Consider the following 23,858-nt stretch of genomic DNA (forward strand, 5'->3'; position numbering starts at 1 on the left):
ACAATCTCCGCTGCGAGAGTATGGTTCTCATAATTGTAAGGGAGATTCTTTGTGATCGGGACGACCACGCTCTCACACCGGGCTTGGGTGGTTAGCAGATGAAGACCGCGGTCGTCACCGGTGGCGGATCCGGCATCGGGCTGACGGTCGCGCGTCGCCTGCGGGCCGACGGCCTGGACGTCGCCATCATCGATCTCAAACCGTCCGACCCGGAACTGGCGTATACCGCCGACGTAGCGGACCGTTCGCAGGTCGACGTCGCGCTGTCGGCGATCCGCGACCGGTTGGGGCCCATCACGATCCTGGTCAACGCCGCCGGCCTGGACGGGTTCAAGCGCTTTAGCAACATCACCTTCGAGGACTGGTCGCGGGTGATCGACGTCAACCTCAACGGGGTATTCCACACGATTCAGGCCGTGCTGCCCGACATGACTGAGGCCGGCTGGGGACGGATCGTCAACATCTCGTCGTCAAGCACCCATTCCGGCACTCCCTATATGGCGCACTACGTGGCGGCCAAATCCGCGGTCAACGGGCTCACCAAGGCGCTAGCGCTCGAATACGGGCCCAGTGGCATCACCGTCAACGCCGTGGCGCCGGGATTCATCGACACCCCGATGCTGCGCAACGCCGAGGCACACGGCTTTCTCGGTGACATCGAGCAGAACATTGCCACGACCCCGGTGCGCCGGATGGGCAGACCCGAAGACATCGCCGCCGCGTGTGCCTTTCTGGTGTCAAAAGAGGCTGGCTACATCACCGGTCAGCTATTGGGCGTCAACGGCGGTCGAAATACCTGAGGACGGGAGGAGACACCGTGAGGGTTTGGGTCGATCCACAACGCTGCCAAGGCCACACGCTGTGCGCGATGATCGCTCCGGATTCTTTCCAGCTCAGCGACCTCGACGGTAGCTCGTCGGCGATCAGCGAAGTGGTTCCGGGCGAGCAACAGGACCAGGTCGCCGAAGCCGTGCGCTCCTGCCCGGAGCAGGCCATCGTCATCACCGACGACGCCGTGCCTGAAGCACCACGGGAGACAGTGCGTTGAGCGGCCAGGATGCCGGTAGCCAGAGCGCTCGGAAACAGAACCGGTATCACTTCGACCGGCACTCTCCGGAGTACCGGATGCAGTTCAAGAGCATCACCGAAGAGATGCACGCCAAGTGCCCGATGGCGTGGAGCGACACCTACGGCGGGCACTGGGTCGCCGCGGGTAGCCACGAGGTGTTCGAACTCGCCCGTTGCCCTGCGGTCTCCAACGACCACGACATCAACGGCGAACGCCGCGGCTACAAGGGCATCGCGATCCCGTCGGCCAGCCGGGTCAACGGCGTACGGGGCGGCATCCTGGAAATGGACGACCCCGAGCACCGCACCTACCGCAACGTCCTCAACCCGTATCTGTCACCGGCCGCGGTCAAGCGCTGGGAGCCGTTCATCGATGACGTGACACGCGCCTGCATCGACGAGAAGATCGAGCATGGCCGCATCGACTTCGTCGACGATCTGGCCAACATCGTGCCCGCCGTCCTGACCCTGGCGATCATGGGGATCCCGCTGAAGAAGTGGAAGCTGTACAGCGAGCCAGTCCATGCCGCGGTGTACACCCCCGAGCACTCCCCGGATATCCAGCGGGTCACCGAGATGCACCGGCAGATGGGCCTCGACCTGGTCAACAACATGATCGAGATTCGCAACAATCCCCGACCCGGTGTGGTGAACGCCCTCGTCGAGATGCGGATCGACGGCGAGCCCGCCCCCGATCTGGAGATCCTCGGGAATCTCGGGTTGGTCATCGGCGGCGGCTTCGACACCACGACGGCACTGACTGCCCATGCGCTGGAATGGCTTTCGGAGAACCCGGACCAGCGAGAGCGACTGCGGCGAAATCGCGAGACCCTCCTCGATCCGGCAACCGAAGAGTTTCTACGCTACTTTACGCCGGCGCCCGGTGACGGCAGGACATTCTCGGCCGACGTCGAACTCGATGGCGTGCGACCCAAAGAGGGTGAGCGGCTGTGGATTTCGTGGGCAATGGCCAATCGTGACCCCTCGGTATTCCCCGACCCGGACACCATCATCCTGGATCGTAAGGGAAACCGGCACTTCAGCTTTGGAATCGGAATTCACCGATGCATCGGATCGAACGTGGCTCGTACCGTGTTCAAATCGATGCTTACCGCGGTCCTCGACCGGATGGCCGACTACCGTTGCGACCCCGATGGCGCCGTTCACTATGAGACCATCGGCGTCATCCAGGGCATGCGAAAGCTGCCGGCGACCTTCAGACCCGGGCGCCGACTGGGACCCGGTCTCGACGACACCCTCGGCCAGTTGCAGCACATCTGCGATGAGCAGGGACTCGCCAGGCCCGTCACCGAACGCAAAGAGGCTGCGGTGATCCCGCGAGCAGACGCAGAATCGCACTAAATCGCAAGCGATTGTGCGATTCTGCGTCTGCTCGCGCTACTCAGCCGCGGGGTAGACCCAGCACGCGTTGGGCGATGATGTTGCGTTGGATCTCCGATGTGCCGCCGGCGATGGTGCCGGAGAAGCTGCGGGCATAGCGCTCGAACCAACTGGCGAAATAGTGGTCCAGGTTCATCGGCTCATATGGTCCGGTCAGCGCGGGTTGGACGAGTCCATCGGCGCCGGCAGCGGACAGCGCGCGTTCGCACGCGCGTAGCTCCGCCTCCGAACCGAGCAACTTGAGCACCGACAGCGCGGCCACATCGTCTTCACCACGAGCGGCACCAGCCAGGGCTACCGAACCCAAGAGGCGCAAGGCCAGTTTGTCCATGACCGCGGTGGCATACCAGTCGCGGTCGAGCGGTGTGGCGGGATGGAAATCGGCGATCAGGTTGTCCAGCCGATCCGCAAAGCCGAGCCACATCATCGTGCGCTCATGGCCGAGGGAGCCGTTGGCCACCCGCCAGCCCTGGTTGATCGGCCCGACGAGGTTCTCCACCGGGACCCGCACATCTGAGAAGAACACCTCGTTGAAATCCAGGTCATCGACCGAGCAGATGGACGGAAAGGGCCGCCGTAGCACACCCGGGGTATCGGTCGGGATCAGTAATGCACTGATGCCCTTGTGCTTTGGTGCATCGGGATCGGTGCGCACAAAGGTCAGTAGCACATCGGCATCGTGTGCTCCCGAGGTCCACACCTTCTGTCCATTGACGACGAAGTGATCGCCGTCCAGCACGGCTCGGGTACGTAGCGAAGCCAGATCAGAGCCCGCACTCGGCTCGCTCATACCCAGTGAAGCGGTGATCTGCGCCCTGAGTATCGGCACCGCCCAGCGGTGTTTCTGTTCGTCGCTACCGAACGACAGCAGCGACGCCGCAACGATATTCACTCCCTGCGGGTTGAAACTGTGATAGATCCGTCGGCGACACAGTTCTTCGAGGTGAACGAACTGCTGGACGATCGTCGCGTTGCGCCCGCCGAATTCCGGTGGCTGGCCGGGCAGCAACCACCCGTGGTCGAACAGCAGCCTCTGCCAGCGACGCGCCCATTGCGGCATATGAGAGACCGAGCGGGGACGCTCGTACGTTTCGCTCGCGTCGGGCAGATTCTCGTCGAGAAACGCCGCAAACTCCGCCCGGAAGTCCTCGACGTCGGAATCAAAAGTCAGCTGCACGGTATTCCTCGGCGATCTGCACCCGATGCTCCGCCGCGCCGCCAAGCATGAGCTCACCCGCTTTGGCCCGCTTGAGCGCGAACTGCAGGTCGTTCTCCCAAGTGAATCCCATTGCGCCGAAGAGCTGCAAGCCATGGCGGAACACCAGCTCTTGACACTCACCCGCCGCCGCCTTGGCCATCGCGGCCGCCAACCGCCGCCGGGGATCATCGGCCGCAATCGTCAACGCCGCAAAGTACGTCAATGCCCGGGCTCGCCGCACCGCGACGTGCATATCCGCGGCCTTGTGCTGGACGGCCTGGAATGAACCGATCGGAACGCCGAATTGATGACGGTTGCGGACATGGTCGAGCACCAGCTCCAGAATACGTTGGCAGGCACCGACCATCGTGATGGCCATGCCGGTCAATGCGATATGACGGGCCCGCTCCCGGTCCACCGTTACCCGGGCGCTGTCGGGAACTCGAACCTCGCAGAACGACAGATCGGCGACATGCAAAACCGGGTCGAATACCGCTTCGCGTCGAGCCGACGCCTGACCGGCCCCCGCGATGAACACTCCGGCATCGGTCGCCACCGCCAACCTGTCGACGCGATCGCCGTCGAGAATATGGCGCGCCGTACCGTCCAACACCCAACCCTCGGCGTCCCGGCACGCCGTCACACCGCTATACACAGCGGTACCCGACTGGTGCGGATCGAACCGGTCGGCGGCCAACGGGGCGAACTGGCTCATCGTCGCCAGGAATGGGGTGGGATCGGTGGCGCGGCCCAGCTCTTCGAACACAATTGCCAGCTCCACCGCGCGGGCCGGTTCGTTCAGCTCGGTCCAGCCGAGGTCCACGTAGACCTTCCATAGCGGGCTCGAGTCGGCACCGTTCTCGGCGACGCCGCGCACCAGCGACGGCGGACACTGCCTGGTGACGACATCGCGAACGGTGTGCTGCCACAGCCGCTGATCAGCATCGAATTCCAACAGCATCGCAGGCCGCCTCCTGTCCTCACCCCGTGTTGCGAGAATATCATTCTCTGATCCGGAAGTAGTAATCTCTAAAACTGGCTACTCGGGTATTGATCGCGCATCGACGAAGGGACCGCATATGGTGGAGGCCGCAACAACGCTGTGCGAGATCGAGGCGATCAAGCAACTCAAGGCTCGATACTGCCCGACACCTGGACACCAAGCGGTGGGACGACTGCTCTTCACCGACGGTTTCGTGAGCGACACGTCGCAGTCCGGCGGGAAGCTGATCCGCGGTGCCGACGAGTTTGTGTCCTATGTGCGCAACGCCCTGGGAACACAGCCCACGGTGCATCAGGTGCACGCGCTGGAGATCGCGCTGACGTCGGCAACGACCGCGATCGGCGTATGGGCGCTCGAGGATGTGGTGCGGGTGGCCCCGGCCGTCAATCTCAATGGGCGCGGTCACTACCACGAAACCTATGAGAAGATCGACGGCCGCTGGCTCATCAAGACCTCCAGGCTGACCCGACTACGGGAGGATGTGTTCAATCCCCTTTTCTCCGTACGGATCTCGCCTCAACTGTGCAAGGTGGGCGCGGCCGTAGCACGCAGGTTCGGCTGATGACCCGCCTGTTCGAGGCAGCCATATCTACCGATTAGCAAGGGCCGCTGGGAATCCCACGCGCGGGTGCGGTTTCCTGTGTTCGCATCGACCGCGGGAAGGGCACCCGATAGGGAAATGGCGACGAGTATGAGTTCACGATATCTCCCAGTAACGCGTTGGGGACGTATTGGGGCAATTTCGGCAATGGGTTCAGCACCGGATGGCCGGGCGGAACTGCGAAATTGAACGCAGTCGCCATATCGCCGACCAAGCCGTCCCGCCAGGCGGTGAGGCTGGGCACCGCCCGTACTTCGCGGCACGACGCGATTTCCCGGCGATAAGCGAACTATCCGCATAACGCCCTCTCCGCCTACCACCGAGCCACCATATGTTGACCGCTATCGATTGATCTGGCTGGCACACAAGCAAGCTCCCCAACGGCCAAACCGCATGGATCCCCAGCCACCACTCGACCACGGCCAACCCCGAACCAATAGCCACCGCCAACCCGAACGCCTCTTCCACAACGACGAACCTGATACTTGGCGGGCTCGTCACGGTGCCACGTTCGCGGAAGCCGTTGGCGTGATGGACTTCTGGCCACTTTGGCACGGGCGGCGAGATCTTCACCAGGCTCGACACCACCCCGCGAAGCGTAGGATGGTAATTGGAATTGCCGGACGGCGAGCATGGGCTTCGCCTGGCGTCGCGCCTTTCATCAGAGCAGCGAAGCGCCGTCACAGTCGCCGAAGCTCATCGCTCATCAAGCGATCAGGGAGCCACGAGATGACGATCAAACTCCCCCGCGGCGTCACGCTTGCCGTCGTCGGCCTGGTGGCCGCCGCTGCGATGATCGTGGGCACCGATTAGTGCGGCGGGCGTCCATACCGACAAAGCAAGAGCCCGTACCAACAATGGCGTGATCTCCGTTGTGCCTCCCATCCCTCCGATCCCGCCGATCACCCCCGAGTATGGAGCGATCGCCATTGCCGACAACGGCACGGTGGGCAAGGCCTGGAACCACCGAACCCGAGCGCAGGCGGAGATCGACGCCCTGACAATGTGCGGCCACCCCAGTTGCCAGGTGATAAGCAGCTTCACCCAATGCGGCGCGGTTGCCTATGACGGCTCGACTTTCCACGGCGGAGTCGGAGGTACCCGCCACACCGCGAAGAACGACGCCATGGCCAGGCTCGGCGGCGGGCGGATCATCACCTCGGCCTGCAACTAGGCGGGGCCGTTCGACTGACTCCGTCAACCAAGCGAGAATGTTATTATCCTCAGCGAAGAACAATACTTGCATTGCGTTGGCAGCATTGGCAGCTACCGGAAATCCATTGATGGGCGGCTAGCGAGAATGTTAGATTATCTACCATACGATCTGGCCGGGCTCACGTTAGCTTCCAGGGCCGGAGGGTGGCATTGGTGATCGAACACGCCGACGGAGCACAAACGCCCCTCATCGACGCGAGCGTGCACATCTTCTTCGGATCCAACAAAGACCTGCGCGACTTCCTGCACGAGCCGTTCAAGAGCCGTGGATTCCCCGATTATGAGATGGATTGGTACGGGGCGCCGGGTAGCGAGTACGCCCCGAACACTGAAGGCCCCAACCGCCGCGATCCAGGATCGGATCCGGAATTCGTTGGCAATGAACTATTTTCACACCGCGGCGTCGACATCGCGATACTGCATCCGATGGGGCGGGGCATCATGCCGGACCGGCACCTCGGCACCGCGCTGCACGCGGCCCACAACGAGATGATGGTGTCACGCTGGCTGGAGTCCGACGAGTTCGGTGACCGGTTCCGCGGCACTATCCGGGTGAATCCCGACGATATCGCGGGCGCGCTGCGCGAGATCGAGAAGTGGCGTGCGCACCCGCGCGTAGTCCAGATCGGGGTACCGCTGCAATCCCGCGAGCTCTACGGCAAGCCCCAGTTCTGGCCCCTGTGGGAAGCCGCCGCCGAAGCCAACCTTCCGGTCGCGGTCCACATCGAATCCGGCGAGGGCGTCGCGCTTCCGCCGACACCCTCCGGGCATACGCGGACCTACGAGCAGTACGTCAGCTTCATGGCGCTCAACTACCTGTACCACCTGATGAACATGATCGCCGAGGGAGTCTTCGAGCGGTTCGCCAGCTTGAAGTTCGTGTGGGCCGATGGTGCCGCGGACTTTCTGACGCCGTTCATCTGGCGGATGGACGTGTTCGGCAGGCCGCATCTGGAACAGACACCCTGGGCGCCGCGGATACCCAGTGACTACCTGCCCGGCCATGTGTACTTCGTCCAGGGCAGCCTCGATGGCCCCGGCGATGCCGAGTTCGCCGGTGAGTGGTTCGGCTTCACCGGCAAGGACGACATGGTGATGTTCGGCTCCAGCTATCCACACTGGCAGTGCGCCGACGCAGGCAGGCTACCCGCAGCCCTGTCCGCCGAACAACGCGAGAAGCTGTGTTGGCGCAACGCTGCCAACCTCTACGAGATCGACATTTCTGTCGACCTGGCGACGCGCTAGTCGCACAATTGAAGCGAGCGAGGGAGACCGAGGAGATTGCGATGACGCTGACTCACACGCAGGAACGGGTTCCCGCCGCCGAGCGCATAGCCGTGCGGTGCGTCGACTCGGACGTCCACCCGGTGCCCAAACGAGGCGAGATCACCCAGTACATACCGGAGCCCTGGCGAAGCGAGTTCTTCGCCGAACACAAGGTCGGCGAGCTGATCTACTACGACGCCCCGGACTACGCGCACAGCTACGCCATGCGGGTGGACACCTTCCCACCCGACGGCGAATTCCCCGGCAGTGACCCGGATATGGCGTTCCGCCAGCTGATCATGGAAGCCGGCTCCGACATCGCGATCCTAGAGCCGGGCGGTCGAACACCTCGGCTGCCCGGCGCACACCAGGCGTTCTCGTGCGCACTCAATGACTGGCAGGCCAATCACTGGCTGGATAGCCACAACAACTGGCACCAGCGCTGGCGAGGCTCGATCTGCGTGGCGATCGAGGATCCCGACGGCGCCGCCGCCGAGATCGAACGGTGGGCCGGGCACCCCTACATGGGGCAGATCCTGTTAAAGGCCGAACCGCGCCCCTCGTGGGGGCACCCAAGCTACGACCCGGTCTGGGCGGCTGCCACCAAACACGACATCACCGTGAGCTGCCATCTGTCGCGCAGCAACTACGAAATGCTGCCCATGCCGCCGGTAGGCTTTCCCAGCTACAACCACGATTTCATGGTGACCTACTCGCTGCTGGCCGCCAACCAGGTGATGAGCCTGATCTTCGACGGTGTCTTCGATCGGTTCCCGACGCTGCGCATTGTGCTCGTCGAGCACGCCTTCACCTGGATTCTGCCGCTGATGTGGCGCATGGACGCGATCTACAAAGCGCGCAAGACGCGTATGAACATCAAGCGCAAGCCGTCGGACTACGTCAAGCAGCACATCAAATTCACCACGCAACCGCTGGACTACCCGGAAGACAAGACCGAGTTGACTCGCGCGTTGGAGTGGATGGAGTGCGACAAGATCCTGCTGTACTCCTCCGACTACCCGCACTGGACCTTCGACGACCCGCGCTGGTTGGTCAAACACCTTCCCAAGGCTGCCCGAGATGCGGTCATGTTCAAAAACGGCATCGCGACTTATCACCTACCGGAAACGGTTCCAGTTCTCGAGGGTCAGACCCGGGTGTTCTGAATGCCCAAGGAGAGTACGCGACCCCGCCTTGCTCAGGGCCGCGAACACGTCGTCGCGACGGTGGACGAGATTCCGCCGGGTACCCACAAACTGGTGCCGATCGGCCGGCACGGAGTGGGAGTGTACAACGTCAACGGCAGCTTCTACGCCATCGCGAACTACTGCCCGCACCAGGGTGGTCCGCTGTGCTCGGGGCGCGCCCGGGGACGCACCGTCGTTGACGAGACCGCCGCTGGTGACGCCGTCATGGTCCGCGATCAGGAATACATTTACTGCCCTTGGCATCAATGGGGATTCGAACTCGCGACCGGTACCACCGCGGTCAAGCCGGAGTGGAGCATCCGCACCTACCCGGTCCGCGTGGTCGGCAACGACGTGCTGGTGATGGCGTGACGCTGCAGCACCATCGAGCATCCGCCATCGAGGTGAACGGCGGAAACGTCGTCTACGAAATCCTCGGTGAATCAGGCGATCTCATTGTGCTGACGCCGGGCGGCCGGTTCAGCAAAGACGTCCCCGGACTGCGTCCGCTGGCCGAGGCTCTGGTCGACGGCGGCTACCGGGTACTGCTCTGGGACCGGCCGAACTGCGGTGTCTCCGATGTGCAGTTCTACGGGCAAAGCGAGTCGCACATGCGCGCCCAGACCCTGTACGGCCTGCTCGGTGCGCTCGACGTCGAGAGCTGCATTATCGCTGGCGGATCCGGCGGGGCAAGGGATTCCATGCTCACCGCGATGCTCTATCCCGAGCTGGTCACCAAGCTGGTGGTGTGGAACATTGTCGGCGGAGTGTTCGGGATGTATCAGCTCGGCGCGTTTTATGTGCTGCCGAGCATTCAGGCGGTGCGCTGGTCGGGGATCGAGGGGCTGCTGAAGGTTCCCGAATGGCGAGAGCGCATCGCGGAGAACCCGAACAACAGACAGCGGTTCCTCGACCTCGACACCGATGAGTTCCTTACCGTGATGCTGCGCTGGCTCAACGCGTTCGTTCCCAAGCCTGGTCAGACCATTCCCGGTGTCGACGACGAAATGTTTTCCCGGATCCGGGTTCCCACGTTGATAATCCGTGGTGGCGAAAACGATTGGGACCATCCAAAGCGAACGTCGCTGGAGGTGAGCTGCCTGATCAGAGGATCTGAGCTGATCGATCCGCCCTGGCCGGAGGATGCCTGGGAGCGGGCCGCTGAGGAACGAGCCGCGGGAAAGGTTGCGCACTTCAACATGTTTGACACGTGGGTGCAGGCAGCGCCCGCGATCCTGGAATTCTTGAGCTCGTGATGTCGCAAAATGCGCTACCCGGCGCGTTAGCCGGTACGAATGTGGACCTCGCAGTTGAGCGACGCTTCGAGAGCCGTATGGATCCGGCTTTCTGGGATGCGCTCGAGGTCGGCTTCCCGCAGCGTTACGTAGACGACGTCGAAGCCGTCGTCGCCGGGCAGTCGGAGGATCTCGCCAGTGAGCCCGAATGCGGCCAGCACACCGTGGGCGTCGTCGTCGGTTCCCCTGCTGACGAAGGTGACCACACCGGCTACCGGGCTGGGGGCAAAAGCCCTGTCGCACAGATCAAGTGCGGCCTTCCTTGCGGCATCGGCATCCTCACCGGCGATCAGCAGCTGCACTTCGCGGCGACCGGCCGGCATGGCTGTGAGATCGTTTTCCACGACGTCGGCACCCATTTCGCGGGTGAGCCCAAGGAGCACCGTCATGCCCTCGCGAAGCTGCGCAGGGGTGAGCACACCGCCCGGATCGACGTTGACCCGCACCACCGCAGTCCGCATGGGCCCACCCTAGCGGCAACGAATCCGCACTAGGCCATGAAGACCACGCACACCGAGTTCACCGTCGCCGCCTGGCCAGGGTGTCCACCACGGCTGCTGGGCACGCTCCCCCGCGAGGACCGGGAAGACTTCGCGATGTATCGCACGCTCGGCGGCTACCGCCGGCCTGCCGGCGCCGACCAATTGCTGGGCGAAGTCGAAGCCAGCGGACTGCTCGGGCGTGGCGGCGCCGCGTTTCCGCTTGCGGTGAAACTGCGCGCGGTGCGAGACAACGGCAGCGTCGCTGGTGGCGCCGTCATCATCGCGAATGGCGAAGAGGGAGAACCGGCTTCGGTCAAGGATCGATGGCTGCTGCGGCACCGCCCCCACCTGGTTCTCGATGGACTGCGATTGGCCGCAACCATAGTTGCCGCCGACCGCGCCTATGTCTATGTGTCCGATCCGAAAGCCGCCCACAGCGTAGAAGCCGCATTGACCGAAGTCGAAACCGGTGCGTTCGGGGACGTTCCTGTCGAGCTGTGGCGGGTCGATCCGGGATACATCGCCGGCGAGGAGACCGCCGCCACCCGCGCGATAAACGGCGGTCCGGTCAAGCCGATGGACAAGCCGCCCAGGCCATTCGAAACCGGCGTCGGTGGGCGACCCACCCTGGTGAGCAATGTCGAGACCTTGGCCAACCTGCCCTACCTGCAGCACCATGGCGCGGCGGCGTTCCGCTCGCTGGGCACGTCAAAGTCACCGGGTACATTCATGGTTACCGTGACCGGCGCCGGCAGAGCACCGGGTCTCTACGAGATCCCGCACGGCTTGCCGTTCACTCAACTGCTTGCGCTACACGGGGTTTCATCCGAGCGAGTCCGAGGTGCGCTGCTCGGCGGCTATTTCTCCGGGCTGCTGAATCGCGTTGTGCTGGACACCACGATGGACCACGAGACGCTGCGCAGTGTCGGCAGCGGTCTGGGTTGTGGTGCGATCGCGGTGATCACCGAGGACTGTCCCGTTGCGGTCGCCGCATCGGTGTTGGCCTACTTCGACCGAGAAAACGCCGGGCAATGCGGCTCGTGTTTCAACGGCACCGCGGCAATGGCTGCGGTCGCCGGGGCGCTGCGCGACGGCGCTGCCAGCACAGCGGACCTAGGCCGGTTGCGGCGCTGGTCGGTAGTGCTGCGCGGTCGTGGAGCATGCGCCACACTGGACGCCGCGACCAATGTGGCGGGGAGTCTGCTCGACCAGTTTCCGCACGAGGTGACCCGCCATCTCGGCCACCGGTGCGAAGCATGCCGTGCCAGCGAGTTCAGCGCCGAACGGCCCTATGAGGTGGAGGCGGTGGTATCCGCGTGACCGAACCGATGCGAATCCGCCTCGACCGCACCATCTGTGACGGCTTCGGCAGCTGCGCCAAGAAGGCGCCCGGATACTTCTCCCTGGACGATTGGGGATACGCGTCACTCATTGGCGACGGCACGGTATCCGACCAGGACCGCGACGCGGTGATGCGGGCGCTGATGGACTGCCCGGTGCACGCCATCATGGACCGGGATGAACGCCGACCCGATGACCTGCCGCCACCGCCAAACATCGACGAGGATCCCGCCGCTCACCTCAAAACCGAGGCGAATGAAGCTGAGTGGGGATTCACGCGATGACACGACCGCTGCCCCTGATCACCGATGAGAACGCGTTCTATTGGCACTCGGGCGCCGACGGCACACTCCGGCTCCAAGAGTGCACGGACTGCCGGGCGCTGATCCATCCGCCGGCACCGGTGTGCCGCTACTGCCGCTCGCGCCGGGTAGGCGTACGGGCCGTCTCCGGCAGGGCGACACTGGCCGGGTTCACCGTGAACCATCGGTTCAGCCTGCCTGGGCTGCCCGCGCCGTACGTGGTTGCGCAGGTGGCGATCACGGAAGACCCCCGGGTCCGGCTGACGACCAACATCGTCTCGTGCGATCCCGATCAGCTACAACTCGGTCAACAGGTGGAGGTCGTCTTCGAGCAGGTCGAGGACGTGTGGCTGCCGCTGTTTCGCCCGGCTGCCGAGACCGCGCTCGCTCCCCTGCCGGCCGATGAGATCGCACCGGAGCGCTTCGGCGACTACGTCCGCCCCATGCTGACCACCGAGAAGTTCGAAGACAAGGTCGCGCTCACCGGGATCGGCATGTCCGAGATCGGCCGCCGGTTGATGGTGGCCCCGCTGTCACTGACGGTGCGGGCCTGCGAGGCGGCCATCATCGATGCCGGCCTGACCTTCGCCGACATCGACGGCCTATCGACCTACCCCGGCGGGGGCAATCTCGGCGGGTTCGGCGAGGGCGGAATCACCGCGCTGGAAGCGGCCCTGGGCATCCGGCCGACATGGCACAACGGGGGCATCGAGACCTTCGGCCCAGGCGGATCGGTGATCGCGGCAATGCTCGCGGTCGCCGGCGGACTGGCCCGCCACGTGCTGTGCTTTCGGACCTTGTGGGAGGCCACCTACAGCGAGCTGGCGAAGCAGGGCAGGATCGCGCAGCCCGGCGGCCGCACCGCGAGCTGGCAATACCCGTTCGGCGCCACGTCAGCGGCACACACCCTGGCGATCAACGCGCAACGCCACTTCCATCGCTATGGCACCACGAAAGAGACGCTGGGCTGGATCGCGTTGAACCAACGGGCCAATGCCGAGCTCAACCCGACCGCCGTATACCGGTCCCCGATGACGATGGACGACTATCTCAACGTGCGGCCCATCACCACACCGTTCGGGCTCTACGACTGCGACGTACCGTGCGACGGCGCGATAGCGGTCATTGTCTCCGCCGTCGACGCCGCCCGCGATCTGGCCAAACCGCCCGTCCTGGTCGAGGCGGTCGGAACGCAGATCATCGAGCGCATCGACTGGGACCAGAGCACCCTGACCCACGAGCCGCAGGTGCTGGGCCAAGCCGCGCATGTCTGGACGCGCACCTCGCTTCGGCCCGTCGACGTGGACGTCGCCGAGCTCTACGACGGGTTCACCATGAACTGCCTGTCCTGGATCGAAGCGCTGGGATTCTGCGGGATCGGTGAGGCCAAGGAATTCCTGGACGGCGGCAAGAACATCGCTCGCGACGGCCTGCTGCCGCTCAACACCCACGGCGGCCAGCTCTCGCACGGCCGCACCCACGGCATGGGTCTGCTGCATGAAGCCGTAAGCCAACTGCGCGGCGAGGCCGGCGCACGCCAGGTCGCCGACGCCCACGTCGGTGTGGTCAGTAGCGGCGGACTCACCCCCAGCGGCGTGCTCGTGCTACGCGCTGACGCATGAACCACGACTGGTGCCAGTATCTCGGCGCCATGATCTTGCCGAGTTTGCTGCCTACAACAGGGTCACAAGATCCGCACACAGCCTGGATCAACCAAACGGGGCATGCCGACTCCGCCGACAACCCCGGGTTTCACCCGACTCAAGTCGCATCGCCTGCCAGGTTGTACTCCCAGCTGGCCGGCACCATCGGCACTCGGAGACCATCGCCGAACTCTGAGCCAGGCAATACGGACAATCCCGCAGGCCCCCGCGTGGACTCCTTACCGAGAGCCCCCGCAAATCCCGAGGTACCAGCACCCCGGTTAGCTGCCACTACCGACGCCGACGTGCTCGCATCGGCCGGCGCGACGGCCGACACCAGCCTGGCTTGCGGCGCCGCGGCCGACGCCCAATTCGTCGCCGGTTTCACCGCAGCAAACTCATCCGACTGCGGCTCAGCGTGAGCGGCGGCAGACTCCGCGTCGGCCGTCGCTAGGCCGACTTCGATAGGCTCCGCGGCCACGTTCGACAGGTGGTAAAGGTACTGACCAACACCGATCGGCACGGCAGTGGCCAACGAAGTCGGCAACGCGATCAAGGAACCAGCCAGGACGAATGGCGTCGCGACCATGAGGAGCGGAGGCGTCAAGAGGATCGCCACGATCGATGCAAAGATCGATGCAAGGATCGAGAGCCAACCGATCGCAACCGGCAGGAAGAAAAACACGATCACGACCGTCCACATGACGGCTGCGTACAGCACAATGATTAGGATTTGGATAATTATCGAAATTATGGTCATGATCGGGATCGCGCCCACCAACGTCGCAGGTCCGGCGAGGCCGGCGCCGATGACGCCAGCGCTGGCGTCGAGCAGCACCGGTGGCGAAGTGACACACGGAGCCGCGGCCAACGCCGCATCCGAGGCCTGTTCATAGCCGCTCATTGTGACGGCCGCCTGAATCCACATCCGCGCATAGTCAGCCTCATTGACGCCGATCGGGATCGCGTTGATCCCAAAGAAATTCGTCCCGAGTAGGACCGCGTGGCTGGCGTGATTGGCGGCTAGTTCCGCCACCGTTGGCATCTCGGCCAACGCGCTAACGTAGGCTGCGGCCACTTCCTCATGCCGACTAGCCATCGCCGCGCAGTCGGCACTGGTCTTGGTCAGCCACACCAAGTACCGCGCGTGCGCCGTCAGGTAGCTTTCCGCGCTTGGCCCGTCCCACGCCCCGGCCCGCACCACCCCCAGCACCGTTGTGAGTTCCTCTGCCGCCGAGGCATATTCGGCGGACAGCAATTTCCACGCTGCCGCAGCCGCCTGCACTGAAGCAGGGCCGCACCCGGTACTCAACAACGTGGAATGTACCTCCGGCGGCGAGGCAATCCAGATGGGTGCCGTCATACCATGCCACGCGAAGTCCGGTACGAACCCGTCACCACGGCGTCGGCAACCGCATGACCGGAGCCCGCCTCATCGACACCTACCCCTGACCGATCGAGCTGTCCCATCCCCTCAGCCGGCAGACCCGCCGATGGCCGGGCCGCAACACTTTGCGGGTTTGGTGGCATGGCCGCGATTGCCGCACTGGCCACCGGCCGACCCCTCCGAAACCAGTCGCGGCGCCTGCGCCAATAACCCATCCCCTGTCCGTACACGAAGCACACTATAGCCAATAGTCAATATTTAACCTACGGTTGATTTAATCTCGGGGAGGTGGCCGTTGCCATGACAGCGTTGGCCGGTCGCCGATCCATTCTTGCTGGTAGACGTCGGGGTAGGCCGCCGAGCGAGCCGCGGGAGCGGCAGGTGTTGTGCGCGATGCGCCAGCCCTCGGCGCGGACACCCGCCTACAACCACCCGCGATGTTCCGTGCCCCCGCTACCAGAGGTAAGTTCGGGCTAGCGTTACAGTCAGGCCTTCCGCTGTAATTGTTCCAGCCCGCAACTCGCCAGCCAGGAGTGTGCGATGACCAAATCGAAGGTGATCTTCGATCCGTTCTCCGAAGAGTTTTTCAACGGAGCCTGGGAGACCTACCGGCGGATGCAAGAGGAAGCGCCGGTGTACTACAGCGAGGAGTACGACTTCTACGCGTTGACTCGACACGCGGATGTGGCCGCGGGGCTAAAGGATTTCGAGACGTATTCGTCGGCCTACGGCATCGACCTGTCGATGGTGCGATCCGGGCAACGGACGCAGCAGAGGTCGATCATCTTTATGGACCCGCCCGAGCATCGCCACATGCGCAGCCTGCTCAACAAGGTCTTCACCCCGCGCGCAATCCAGTCCCAGCGACAGATGGTCACCGAGAAGATCGACAAGTACCTCAGCGCCGCCGATCCCGATCGGTTCGATGTGGTGGCGGATTTTTCCGGTCCGTTTCCGGTCGAGGTGATCACGACCATGCTCGGGGTACCGGAGCGGCACGCTCAGCAGGTGCGCCACTGGATCGACGAGTCACTGCATCGCGAACCCGGGCAGGTCGAAGTCGGCCAGCAGGGGATGCAAGCCAACATCGATACCGCGATGTTGTACTACGAGCTGGTAAAGCAACGCCGCACCAAGCCGCGCGATGACCTGTTCACTAGGTTGATCAACGCCGAGATCGAACGTGAGGACGGGCAAGCGACGAAGCTAGACGACATCGAAATCGCGGGATTTGCAACACTATTGGGTGGCGCCGGCGCGGAGACCGTAACCAAGCTCGTTGGCAACGCGCCGGTAGTGTTCGCCCGATTTCCCGAGCAGTGGCAGAAGTTGCTCGACGATCACAGCAAGATCGATGCCGCGGTCGAAGAACTACTGCGCTACGAAGCTCCGTCCCAGTATCAGGTCCGCCGCTGTATGAAAGACGTCCAGCTGCACGGCGTCACGATCCCGGCCGGAAAGCCGGTTTTCCTCATCAACGGTGCGGCCAATCGTGACCCGAGGGCCTGGACCGATCCCGACAAGCTCGACATCGACCGCGACCGACACCAAGCGCTGAACCTGGGGTTCGGCTACGGGATTCACAGCTGTCTTGGCGCGGCATTGGCGCGCATGGAGAGCGCCATCGCGCTGGCGAAGTTGCTGGACTTCATGCCCCGCTACGAGGTGGATTGGGCGGGCTGCCAGCGCGTCCATATGCAAAATGTCGCCGGCTGGCGGAACGTGCCGGTGCGGGTGCTGCGATGAACGTCGAAGTCGATCTCGGTCTCGACGAGACGGTGCTCACCTCTCGCTGATCGCCTGCTCCGGGCAGCACTCGATGGCCTCGCGGGTGGCTTTCTCCAATTCGGTTGGCACATTGGATGTTATCGCGACCGAATAGCCGTCGTCGGTTAGGCTGAACACCTCCGGACACAGCGTCAGACACATACCGTGACCGCGACAGCACTGGTCATCAACCCAAACTTTCATGCCCGCGTGAACTCCAGATGTAGCTCGGTCAGGCCACGCAAGATGTAGGTCGGAACGTATTGGTAGCGGCGGTTATTCGCCGGGCCGTGCACCCGCTCACAGATCCTGATGTCGGACGTGCGGTCCAGCAGCCGCTCGACCGCCACCCGGGTCTCGGCGCGGGCCAGCGGCGCACCGGGACAGCTGTGGATCCCCCGCCCGAACGAGAGATGTTGCCGGGCATTCTTGCGAGCCGGATCGAACGTGGCGGGCTCGGCGAACCGGCGTGGATCGCGGTTGGCGGCCGCCTGCAGCACCATCACGGTGGTGCCCGCCGGCAGGTCGACACCGCCGACGGTGGTGGGCACCCTGGAGAGCCGAAAGTCTCCCTTGACCGGGCTCTCGACGCGTAGCGCCTCCTCGATGAAGTTTCCGATCAGGCTGCGGTCCCTGCGCAGCTGCTCCTGAATGTCGCGGCGCTCCCCGATGGTCTGCAGCGCCGCACCCAACAGCCGCACCGTGGTTTCCTGGCCGGCCGAGAAGACGTTGGTCGCCACGCGGGCCACGTCGTCGACATCGGGAGTGGAGCCGTCGGGGAAGGTGGCAGCGGCCAGGCCGGTCAGCACGTCGTCGCGCGGCTCGCGGCGGCGGTCCCGAATGTAATCGGCGAACGCCCCGTACAGGAATTCCAGCGGGTTGTGCGCCAGCGCATCCGCACCGGTCCCCCCGACTCCACCGCCCGCGTGCCGGTGGATGTTGTTGACGAAGGTGTCGCGATCTTCGTCAGGCACGCCGAGCAGCTCGGCGATGACCAGCAGGGTGAAGGGGGCCGCGAAACCCTTGATGAATTCGTCTTCCCCTGATGCCAGGAAGCCGTCGAGCACCCGATCCGCGAGCGCCCACATGGCGTCCTCGTTCTCCTTGAGGCGCTTGGGGGTGATCAGCCGCATCAGCAGGGCGCGATGGTTGGTGTGGGTCGGCGGATCCAGGGTTGGCAGCTGGTCACTAAACGGCAGCGCGTCGCGATGTTGTTCGATCAGCTCGGTGACATCGTCACCTTCGAGGGGTACCGGAAAACCGGGAAACGGACCGGTCACCGAGATGCACGAGGAGAACGTCTCGGCGTCGTTCAGTACGCCGACAGCCTCGTCCCAGCCGGTCACCATGGTCACCCCGTGGTGGTGTTCGCGGGCGACCGGACACCGCCGCCGGAGGCTTTCGTAGTAGGGATACGGGTTCTCGACGAGCCGGTCATCCCGGAAGAAGTCCAGCTCGGTGCCGTCGCTCATGAGAACTGTCCTCTCATAGATGAGTATGACATTTTCATAGGAGGGCCGGCGACGTCAACGCTGGCCTCGGCGCGGGTGCTTAGGCCGGAAGCAGATCAGCAGCGACCGACGGGCAGCCCATCAGCGGACTGCGAAACGTTTCGGTGCAACCGATCGAGCTCGCCGGTGACCCGGCAGCGGCCAGCGCCTGAGCCTTGAACGTCTGGGCGGCCCTGGTCAGCTGATGCTGTACCAGGGCGACGCTGTCATCCAGCTCGGCGGGCCACCTGCGGCCCCACAGCGTGACTTCGGTGACACCATGATCGAGGGCCCGCAACACACCGCGGCGCACCCGCGGGTCGCAGCCATAAAGATCCGCGGCCGCCGCCAGCGCTTGGGGCCGCGGGCGGGTGCCCACCGATGCCAATGCGTCTTCGAGGTCAAGTGTCCGGGCGCCCAGGATCTGCAGTGGCCGATCGTCAGGATGGTCAGCAGGGGGATCGGCGAGAAGCACGGTGACGTCCCATCCCGCCATCGCCCGGTCGAACAGCCAACCGCCGGCGAACCGCACCACGTCGACAACGCTGGAGGCGACGACGTCGAGCCGGTACCTCATGTCCCGCGCAAGGTCGCCTTGGGGGGCGCGAAGTCGCGGGCCAGCGCCCCGGCGTACTCCTTGAACACCTGGGCCAGGGGTATCGAAGGATCGAGCAGCCATGTCGTTTCCATTCCGTGGATAAAGGCGAGAATTTCCACCGCCTTGACGGCGGGGTCTATGTCCGTGCGATACCGGCCGGCCGCCTGACCACGCCGGATGGCCTCGGCGACGATGTCTATCGCGGCCCGCTGCCTGGCCAGCAGGCGGTCGTGCAACGGGGCATCGTCAAGGATGTTCTCTACCAGCAGCACCGTGAAGGTGCCTACCAGTTCGGGTGCCCGGTTGAAGCGATCGGCAACCTGAGCAATTTCGGCCAGCAGATCACCGCCGCGGTCGGCATGGGCGTCGTCATCGAGGTCGCGCGCGTCAAGCACCGCATGCAGCAACTGCTCTTTGGACTCGAAATGATGCAGCAGTCCCGCGGGACTGACCCCGGCTTCGCCGGCGATCTGGGCCAACGTCGTGTTGCGCCAGCCGTTGCGCGTCAGCAGCCGCTGCGCCACCGCCAGGATGCGCTGCTTGCGGTCCTCCCCCTTGGCGAGAAGCGTGTCGTATGGCCGTGCGTCGGGCACTGCACTCCTCATCGACGCTCCGTGAACCTACTTTACACACAGTAGGTTGGTTTGCCGGCCTTGGCAAGGGGCCTTCGCGTACCGCGTCTTTAGTTCACCAGCTCGACCAGGGTGGCGTTGGCGGTGCCACCGCCTTCGCACATGGTCTGCAGTCCGTAGCGAATCCCGTTGTCGCGCATGTGATGCACCATGCGCGTCATCAGCACCGCGCCGGATGCACCCAGCGGGTGACCCAGCGCGATGGCGCCGCCCAGCGGATTCAACCGACGCGGATCGGCGCCGGTTTCCGCCAGCCAGGCCAATGGCACCGGCGCAAAAGCTTCGTTCACCTCGAAAACGCCGACCTCTGCCAGCCCAACACCGGCCTTGCGCAACACTTTCTCGGTCGCCGGAATCGGGCCGGTGAGCATGAGCACCGGATCCGCACCGGTGACGGCGCCGGCACGGTAGCGCACCATCGGCGTCAACCCCAGCTCCAGCGCCATTTCGGCCGTGGTCACCAAGAGCGCCGCCGCGCCGTCGGAGATCTGCGACGAGTTGCCCGCGTGGATGACACCCTCGTCGACGAATGCCGGCTTCAACCCGGCCAGCTTCTCGACACTGGTCCCGCGCCGCACGCCCTCATCGGCGACGACGATCGATCCGTCATCGACAAACACCGCGACGATCTGGTCGGTGAACGCGCCGCCATCCTGGGCGGCGGCCGCCCGCTCGTGGGACGACACGGAGTATTCGTCGAGCTGGCGGCGGGAGAACCCCCACTTTCGAGCGATCATCTCCGCAGACAACCCCTGATTGAAGGAGAAATCTCCATAGCGGGCAATGACTTTCGGACCATACGGCATCCCGGTTGCCCTGGCCGCACCGAGTGGTACGCGGCTCATTACCTCGACACCGCCAGCCACCACAACATCCTGCTGGCCGGACATCACCGCCTGCACCGCGAAGTCGAGCGCCTGCTGGCTGGAACCGCAGGCCCGGTTGACCGTGGTTCCGGGGATGGTCTCCGGCCAGCCGGCGGCCAGGACCGCGTACCGGCCGATGTTGCTCGACTGGTCGCCGACCTGCGACACGCAGCCCCAGATCACGTCGTCGATGATCTCGGGACCGATACCGCTGCGTTCCAGCAGTTCATTGAGGACCACGGACGAGAGATCGGCGGGATGCATTGCGGACAACCCGCCGCTGCGCTTCCCGACCGCGGTACGCACGGCCTCGACGATGACGGTCTCACGCATTGATCCGCTCCGATTCACCCGATCTCGCCACCGGAGGGCGCTCAGTAACTTTTCGGTAGGTTAAGCGTGTGCGCCCCAAGGAAATTCAGGATCATCTCCTGGCTGATCGGCGCGATCTTCATCAGCCGGGCCTCACGGAAATAGCGTGCGACGTGATACTCCTCCGCGTATCCCATGCCACCGTGGGTTTGTAGTGCACGGTCCGCGGCGGCAAAGCCGGCGTCGGCACACAGGTATTTCGCGGTGTTGGCTGCTCGCCCACAGGGTTTGCCGTTGTCGTAGAGCCAGGTGGCCTTGCGCAACATCAGCTCGGCTGCGTCCAGGTGGGCTAGTGAATCCGCGAGCGGGAACTGGATGCCCTGGTTCATCCCGATCGGGCGACCGAAGACCTCGCGGTCGTTCGCGTACTTTACCGCCTTGTCCAACGCCACCCGCCCGATACCGAGCGCTTCGGCAGCGATCAGCATCCGCTCCGGATTCAGTCCGTCCAGAATGTACTGAAAACCCTTGCCTTCCTCGCCGATTCGGTCTTCGACGGGGACTTTCAGATTGTCGATGAACAACTCGTTGGAGCTGACGGCGTTGCGCCCCATCTTGGGGATCGGCCGGATGTCGACGCGGCTGCGGTCGAGGTCGGTAAGGAACAGCGTCATCCCGTCGGTCTTCTTGACGACTTCGTCATAGCTCCGGGTCCTGGTCAGCAATAGGATCTTGTCGGACTCCATCGCTTTGGAGATCCACACCTTGCGGCCGTTGACCACATAACAATCGCCGTCGCGCTTGGCGAACGTGGTGATGGCCGACGTGTCGAGGCCGGCACCGGGTTCGGTCACCCCGAAGCAGACATGCACCTGGCCGGTCGCGACGGGCGGCAACGTGCGCGCCTTGAGTTCGTCGGAGCCGTGCACCACCACCGGTTGCATACCGAAGATCGACAGGTGAATTGAGCTGGCGGCGTTCATGCCGCCCCCGGACTTGGCGACCTCCTCGAGCAACAAGGTCGCTTCGGTGATACCGAGGCCGTGGCCACCGTATTCGGTGGGAATCGTCATACCCAACCAGCCGCCGTCGGCGATGGCCCGGTAGAACTCGGTCGGAAACTCGTGCGCCTGGTCCTTTTCCATCCAGTACTGATCGTCGAACTTGCGGGCCAACTCAGCGACCGACCGGCGGATCAACTCCTGGTCCTCGGTCAGCTCGAAATTCATTCCTCCCACTGGTCCCGCCTTTCAGCGCAAGCAGTACCCAGCATGCGGTGCCTCAGTCCTTGTTGCCGGTTAGTTCTTTCGCGGTGGCGGCAAACTCCGCGAACGACGAACCCGCTCTGTCCTTGTGGTGGCTGAGTGCCCGAATGGCGACGTCGTGTCCTTCCGCGGCCTTGCGCAGCGCACCCACGGTCGCCTGCTCCCGAGTGAGGCGCGTGAATGGATCAAACGAATACCAGCGCATCGCGTTCTCGTGGGTCATCTTGTTGATCTCACCATCTGCCACATCGTTCACCGACAGGACCTCCCAGAGTTCCTCGGGCGCACCCGGCCACATCGAGTCGCTGTGCGGGTAGTCGGCTTCCCACGCGATGTTATCGATACCGATCAGCCGCCGCAGCGCCACGCCCACCTTGTCACTGATGAAGCAGGTCAGGAAGTGCTCGCGGAAGACCTCGCTGGGTAGCTTGCCGCCGAAGTTCTGGTGCGTCCATGTCGAATGCATCTCGAACGTGCGGTCCGCTCGCTCCAGGAAGTAGGGAATCCACCCGGTCCCCCCCTCCGACAGTGCGATCTTGAGATCCGGGTATTCCTTGATCGGCTTGGACCACAGCAGATCCGCGGCGGCCTGCACGATGTTCATCGGCTGCAGCGTGATCATCACGTCCATCGGTGCATCGGGCGCGGTGATCGCCAGCCTGCCCGAGGATCCGATGTGGATGTTCATCACGGTGTTGGTGTCGCACAACGCCTTCCACAGCGGGTTCCAATACTCATTGTGGAAACTGGGGTAACCCATCGCGGCCGGATTTTCGGTGAACGTCAGCGCGTGTACGCCCTTCTTCGAGACCCGCCGCACCTCCGCGGCGCACGCCTCGGCATCCCAGATCACCGGCAACGCCATCGGGATAAACCGCGCCGGGTATGCGCCGCACCACTCGTCGATGTGCCAGTCGTTGTAGGCCTGCACGAGGGCCACCGAGAAGTCCGGATCCTCGGTGGCGAACAGGCGCCCGGCAAATCCCGGAAAGGATGGGAAGCAAATGGAGGCCAGGATGCCCCCGGCATTCATGTCCTTGATTCGTTCGTCGACGTTATAGCAACCCGGCCGGATCTCATCCAGACCCTGCGGTTCCAGCCCGTACTCCTCCTTAGGCCGGCCGGCCACCGCGTTGAGCGCCACGTTCGGAATGACCGTGTCCCGGAATTTCCACATGTCGGAGCCGTCGGGGTTGTGCACCAGCCGCGGGGCGTCGTCCAGGTACTTCGCCGACAAATGCTTCCTGAACATGTGCGGCGGCTCGACGGTGTGGTCGTCGACGCTAATCAGGATCATGTCGTCTTTGTTCATGGCCCTTCCCTCTCCGTGAATCGATCGAGCACCCCGCCAGTTGCCGCCAAGCTCTACTGTTGAAAACTATCTTCTCGCGAAGTGAGAATCAACATTCTGGCCTGGGGCCGTGGCGCAGCGACGAGAGCGGCGACCGGACGGCCAATAACGCCGCCTACCGGCAAGAAGTGCCAGGTTGTCGCCCGCCTGCAGGGCGGGGTGGCCGCGGCCGAACCGTCGCCGAGCGC

24 protein-coding genes are annotated in these 23,858 nt (G+C 64.1%); 13 read left to right on the top strand and 11 right to left on the bottom strand.

What is annotated here, in order from left to right; genetic code table 11:
* The first annotated feature begins 98 nt into the window (after window positions 1–98).
* The 3 genes from AADZ55_RS19585 to AADZ55_RS19595 all read left to right on the top strand — a co-directional run bounded on the left by AADZ55_RS19585 (window position 99) and on the right by AADZ55_RS19595 (window position 2,430).
* Window positions 99–800, top strand: a complete 702-nt coding sequence (locus tag AADZ55_RS19585; protein ID WP_085325783.1) for an SDR family NAD(P)-dependent oxidoreductase — start codon at window positions 99–101, stop codon at window positions 798–800.
* A gap of 17 nt (window positions 801–817) precedes the next feature.
* Window positions 818–1,048 (top strand): ferredoxin, encoded by a 231-nt coding sequence (locus tag AADZ55_RS19590; protein WP_085325782.1) that lies wholly within the window; start codon window positions 818–820, stop codon window positions 1,046–1,048.
* Window positions 1,049–1,125: 77 nt separating this feature from the next.
* On the top strand, window positions 1,126–2,430 hold the full coding sequence (locus tag AADZ55_RS19595) for a cytochrome P450 (RefSeq protein WP_119185008.1): 1,305 nt from the start codon (window positions 1,126–1,128) through the stop codon (window positions 2,428–2,430).
* Window positions 2,431–2,470: 40 nt separating this feature from the next.
* Here the strand turns inward: AADZ55_RS19595 and AADZ55_RS19600 are convergent, their stop codons facing one another.
* Window positions 2,471–3,646 (bottom strand): acyl-CoA dehydrogenase family protein, encoded by a 1,176-nt coding sequence (locus AADZ55_RS19600; RefSeq protein ID WP_085325780.1) that lies wholly within the window; start codon window positions 3,644–3,646, stop codon window positions 2,471–2,473.
* Complete coding sequence (locus AADZ55_RS19605) at window positions 3,630–4,628, bottom strand: acyl-CoA dehydrogenase family protein (RefSeq protein WP_085325779.1); 999 nt, start codon at window positions 4,626–4,628, stop codon at window positions 3,630–3,632. Before AADZ55_RS19605 ends, AADZ55_RS19600 begins: the two co-directional genes overlap by 17 nt.
* Window positions 4,629–4,746: 118 nt before the next feature.
* Here AADZ55_RS19605 and AADZ55_RS19610 point away from each other — a divergent pair, with 118 nt between their 5' ends.
* The 6 genes from AADZ55_RS19610 (at window position 4,747) to AADZ55_RS19640 (ending at window position 10,195) form a co-directional block, all read left to right on the top strand.
* Window positions 4,747–5,232 (top strand): nuclear transport factor 2 family protein, encoded by a 486-nt coding sequence (locus tag AADZ55_RS19610; protein ID WP_085325778.1) that lies wholly within the window; start codon window positions 4,747–4,749, stop codon window positions 5,230–5,232.
* A gap of 901 nt (window positions 5,233–6,133) precedes the next feature.
* Window positions 6,134–6,445 (top strand): DUF4189 domain-containing protein, encoded by a 312-nt coding sequence (locus AADZ55_RS19620; RefSeq protein WP_242670183.1) that lies wholly within the window; start codon window positions 6,134–6,136, stop codon window positions 6,443–6,445.
* 194 nt (window positions 6,446–6,639) lie between these two features.
* Window positions 6,640–7,731 (top strand): amidohydrolase family protein, encoded by a 1,092-nt coding sequence (locus tag AADZ55_RS19625; RefSeq protein ID WP_085325827.1) that lies wholly within the window; start codon window positions 6,640–6,642, stop codon window positions 7,729–7,731.
* A 41-nt stretch (window positions 7,732–7,772) separates the two neighbouring features.
* Complete coding sequence (locus AADZ55_RS19630; protein ID WP_085325775.1) at window positions 7,773–8,918, top strand: amidohydrolase family protein; 1,146 nt, start codon at window positions 7,773–7,775, stop codon at window positions 8,916–8,918.
* Window positions 8,919–9,311 carry a Rieske (2Fe-2S) protein gene (locus AADZ55_RS19635; protein ID WP_085325774.1) on the top strand — a complete coding sequence of 131 codons (393 nt, stop codon included), beginning with the start codon at window positions 8,919–8,921 and terminating at the stop codon, window positions 9,309–9,311.
* On the top strand, window positions 9,308–10,195 hold the full coding sequence (locus AADZ55_RS19640; protein WP_085325773.1) for an alpha/beta fold hydrolase: 888 nt from the start codon (window positions 9,308–9,310) through the stop codon (window positions 10,193–10,195). Before AADZ55_RS19635 ends, AADZ55_RS19640 begins: the two co-directional genes overlap by 4 nt.
* Before the next feature lie 26 nt (window positions 10,196–10,221).
* Here AADZ55_RS19640 and AADZ55_RS19645 read toward each other — a convergent pair whose 3' ends face one another.
* Window positions 10,222–10,695, bottom strand: coding sequence for a hypothetical protein (locus tag AADZ55_RS19645; RefSeq protein WP_085325772.1), 474 nt, complete (start codon window positions 10,693–10,695; stop codon window positions 10,222–10,224).
* Between the two features lie 36 nt (window positions 10,696–10,731).
* Between AADZ55_RS19645 and AADZ55_RS19650 the strand changes: the two genes are divergently transcribed.
* From AADZ55_RS19650 to AADZ55_RS19660, 3 genes are read left to right on the top strand one after another with little or no spacing between them, the layout of a single operon-like run.
* Window positions 10,732–12,036, top strand: a complete 1,305-nt coding sequence (locus AADZ55_RS19650) for an NADH-ubiquinone oxidoreductase-F iron-sulfur binding region domain-containing protein (protein WP_085325771.1) — start codon at window positions 10,732–10,734, stop codon at window positions 12,034–12,036.
* A gap of 8 nt (window positions 12,037–12,044) precedes the next feature.
* The gene (locus AADZ55_RS19655) at window positions 12,045–12,341 is read left to right on the top strand and encodes a ferredoxin (protein WP_085325826.1); all 297 of its coding nucleotides are present in this window, start codon (window positions 12,045–12,047) and stop codon (window positions 12,339–12,341) included.
* Window positions 12,329–13,981 (top strand): thiolase C-terminal domain-containing protein, encoded by a 1,653-nt coding sequence (locus AADZ55_RS19660; protein ID WP_207569111.1) that lies wholly within the window; start codon window positions 12,329–12,331, stop codon window positions 13,979–13,981. The genes AADZ55_RS19655 and AADZ55_RS19660 overlap by 13 nt, the downstream gene beginning before the upstream one ends.
* 139 nt (window positions 13,982–14,120) lie before the next feature.
* On the opposite strand, the gene AADZ55_RS19665 is transcribed toward AADZ55_RS19660, so the two are convergent.
* Window positions 14,121–15,365 (bottom strand): PPE family protein, encoded by a 1,245-nt coding sequence (locus AADZ55_RS19665; protein ID WP_085325769.1) that lies wholly within the window; start codon window positions 15,363–15,365, stop codon window positions 14,121–14,123.
* A 564-nt stretch (window positions 15,366–15,929) separates the two neighbouring features.
* Here AADZ55_RS19665 and AADZ55_RS19670 point away from each other — a divergent pair.
* Entirely contained in the window at window positions 15,930–17,135 is a 1,206-nt protein-coding gene (locus AADZ55_RS19670; RefSeq protein WP_085325768.1) for a cytochrome P450, read from the top strand.
* A gap of 36 nt (window positions 17,136–17,171) precedes the next feature.
* On the opposite strand, the gene AADZ55_RS19675 is transcribed toward AADZ55_RS19670, so the two are convergent.
* From AADZ55_RS19675 to AADZ55_RS19705, 7 genes are all read right to left on the bottom strand, one after another.
* Entirely contained in the window at window positions 17,172–17,360 is a 189-nt protein-coding gene (locus tag AADZ55_RS19675) for a ferredoxin (RefSeq protein ID WP_085325767.1), read from the bottom strand.
* Window positions 17,357–18,628 carry a cytochrome P450 gene (locus AADZ55_RS19680; protein WP_085325766.1) on the bottom strand — a complete coding sequence of 424 codons (1,272 nt, stop codon included), beginning with the start codon at window positions 18,626–18,628 and terminating at the stop codon, window positions 17,357–17,359. The genes AADZ55_RS19675 and AADZ55_RS19680 overlap by 4 nt, the downstream gene beginning before the upstream one ends.
* 79 nt (window positions 18,629–18,707) lie before the next feature.
* Window positions 18,708–19,223 (bottom strand): hypothetical protein, encoded by a 516-nt coding sequence (locus AADZ55_RS19685; RefSeq protein WP_085325765.1) that lies wholly within the window; start codon window positions 19,221–19,223, stop codon window positions 18,708–18,710.
* Window positions 19,220–19,837 carry a TetR/AcrR family transcriptional regulator gene (locus AADZ55_RS19690; protein WP_085325764.1) on the bottom strand — a complete coding sequence of 206 codons (618 nt, stop codon included), beginning with the start codon at window positions 19,835–19,837 and terminating at the stop codon, window positions 19,220–19,222. The genes AADZ55_RS19685 and AADZ55_RS19690 overlap by 4 nt, the downstream gene beginning before the upstream one ends.
* Window positions 19,838–19,926: 89 nt before the next feature.
* Window positions 19,927–21,075, bottom strand: a complete 1,149-nt coding sequence (locus AADZ55_RS19695; protein WP_085325763.1) for a thiolase family protein — start codon at window positions 21,073–21,075, stop codon at window positions 19,927–19,929.
* Between the two features lie 41 nt (window positions 21,076–21,116).
* On the bottom strand, window positions 21,117–22,283 hold the full coding sequence (locus AADZ55_RS19700; RefSeq protein ID WP_085325762.1) for an acyl-CoA dehydrogenase family protein: 1,167 nt from the start codon (window positions 22,281–22,283) through the stop codon (window positions 21,117–21,119).
* Between the two features lie 52 nt (window positions 22,284–22,335).
* Entirely contained in the window at window positions 22,336–23,631 is a 1,296-nt protein-coding gene (locus tag AADZ55_RS19705; RefSeq protein WP_085325761.1) for an amidohydrolase family protein, read from the bottom strand.
* Window positions 23,632–23,858: the final 227 nt, after the last annotated feature.

Origin of the sequence: Mycobacterium decipiens (genome assembly GCF_963853665.1) — a bacterium.
Lineage (GTDB): Bacteria > Actinomycetota > Actinomycetes > Mycobacteriales > Mycobacteriaceae > Mycobacterium > Mycobacterium decipiens.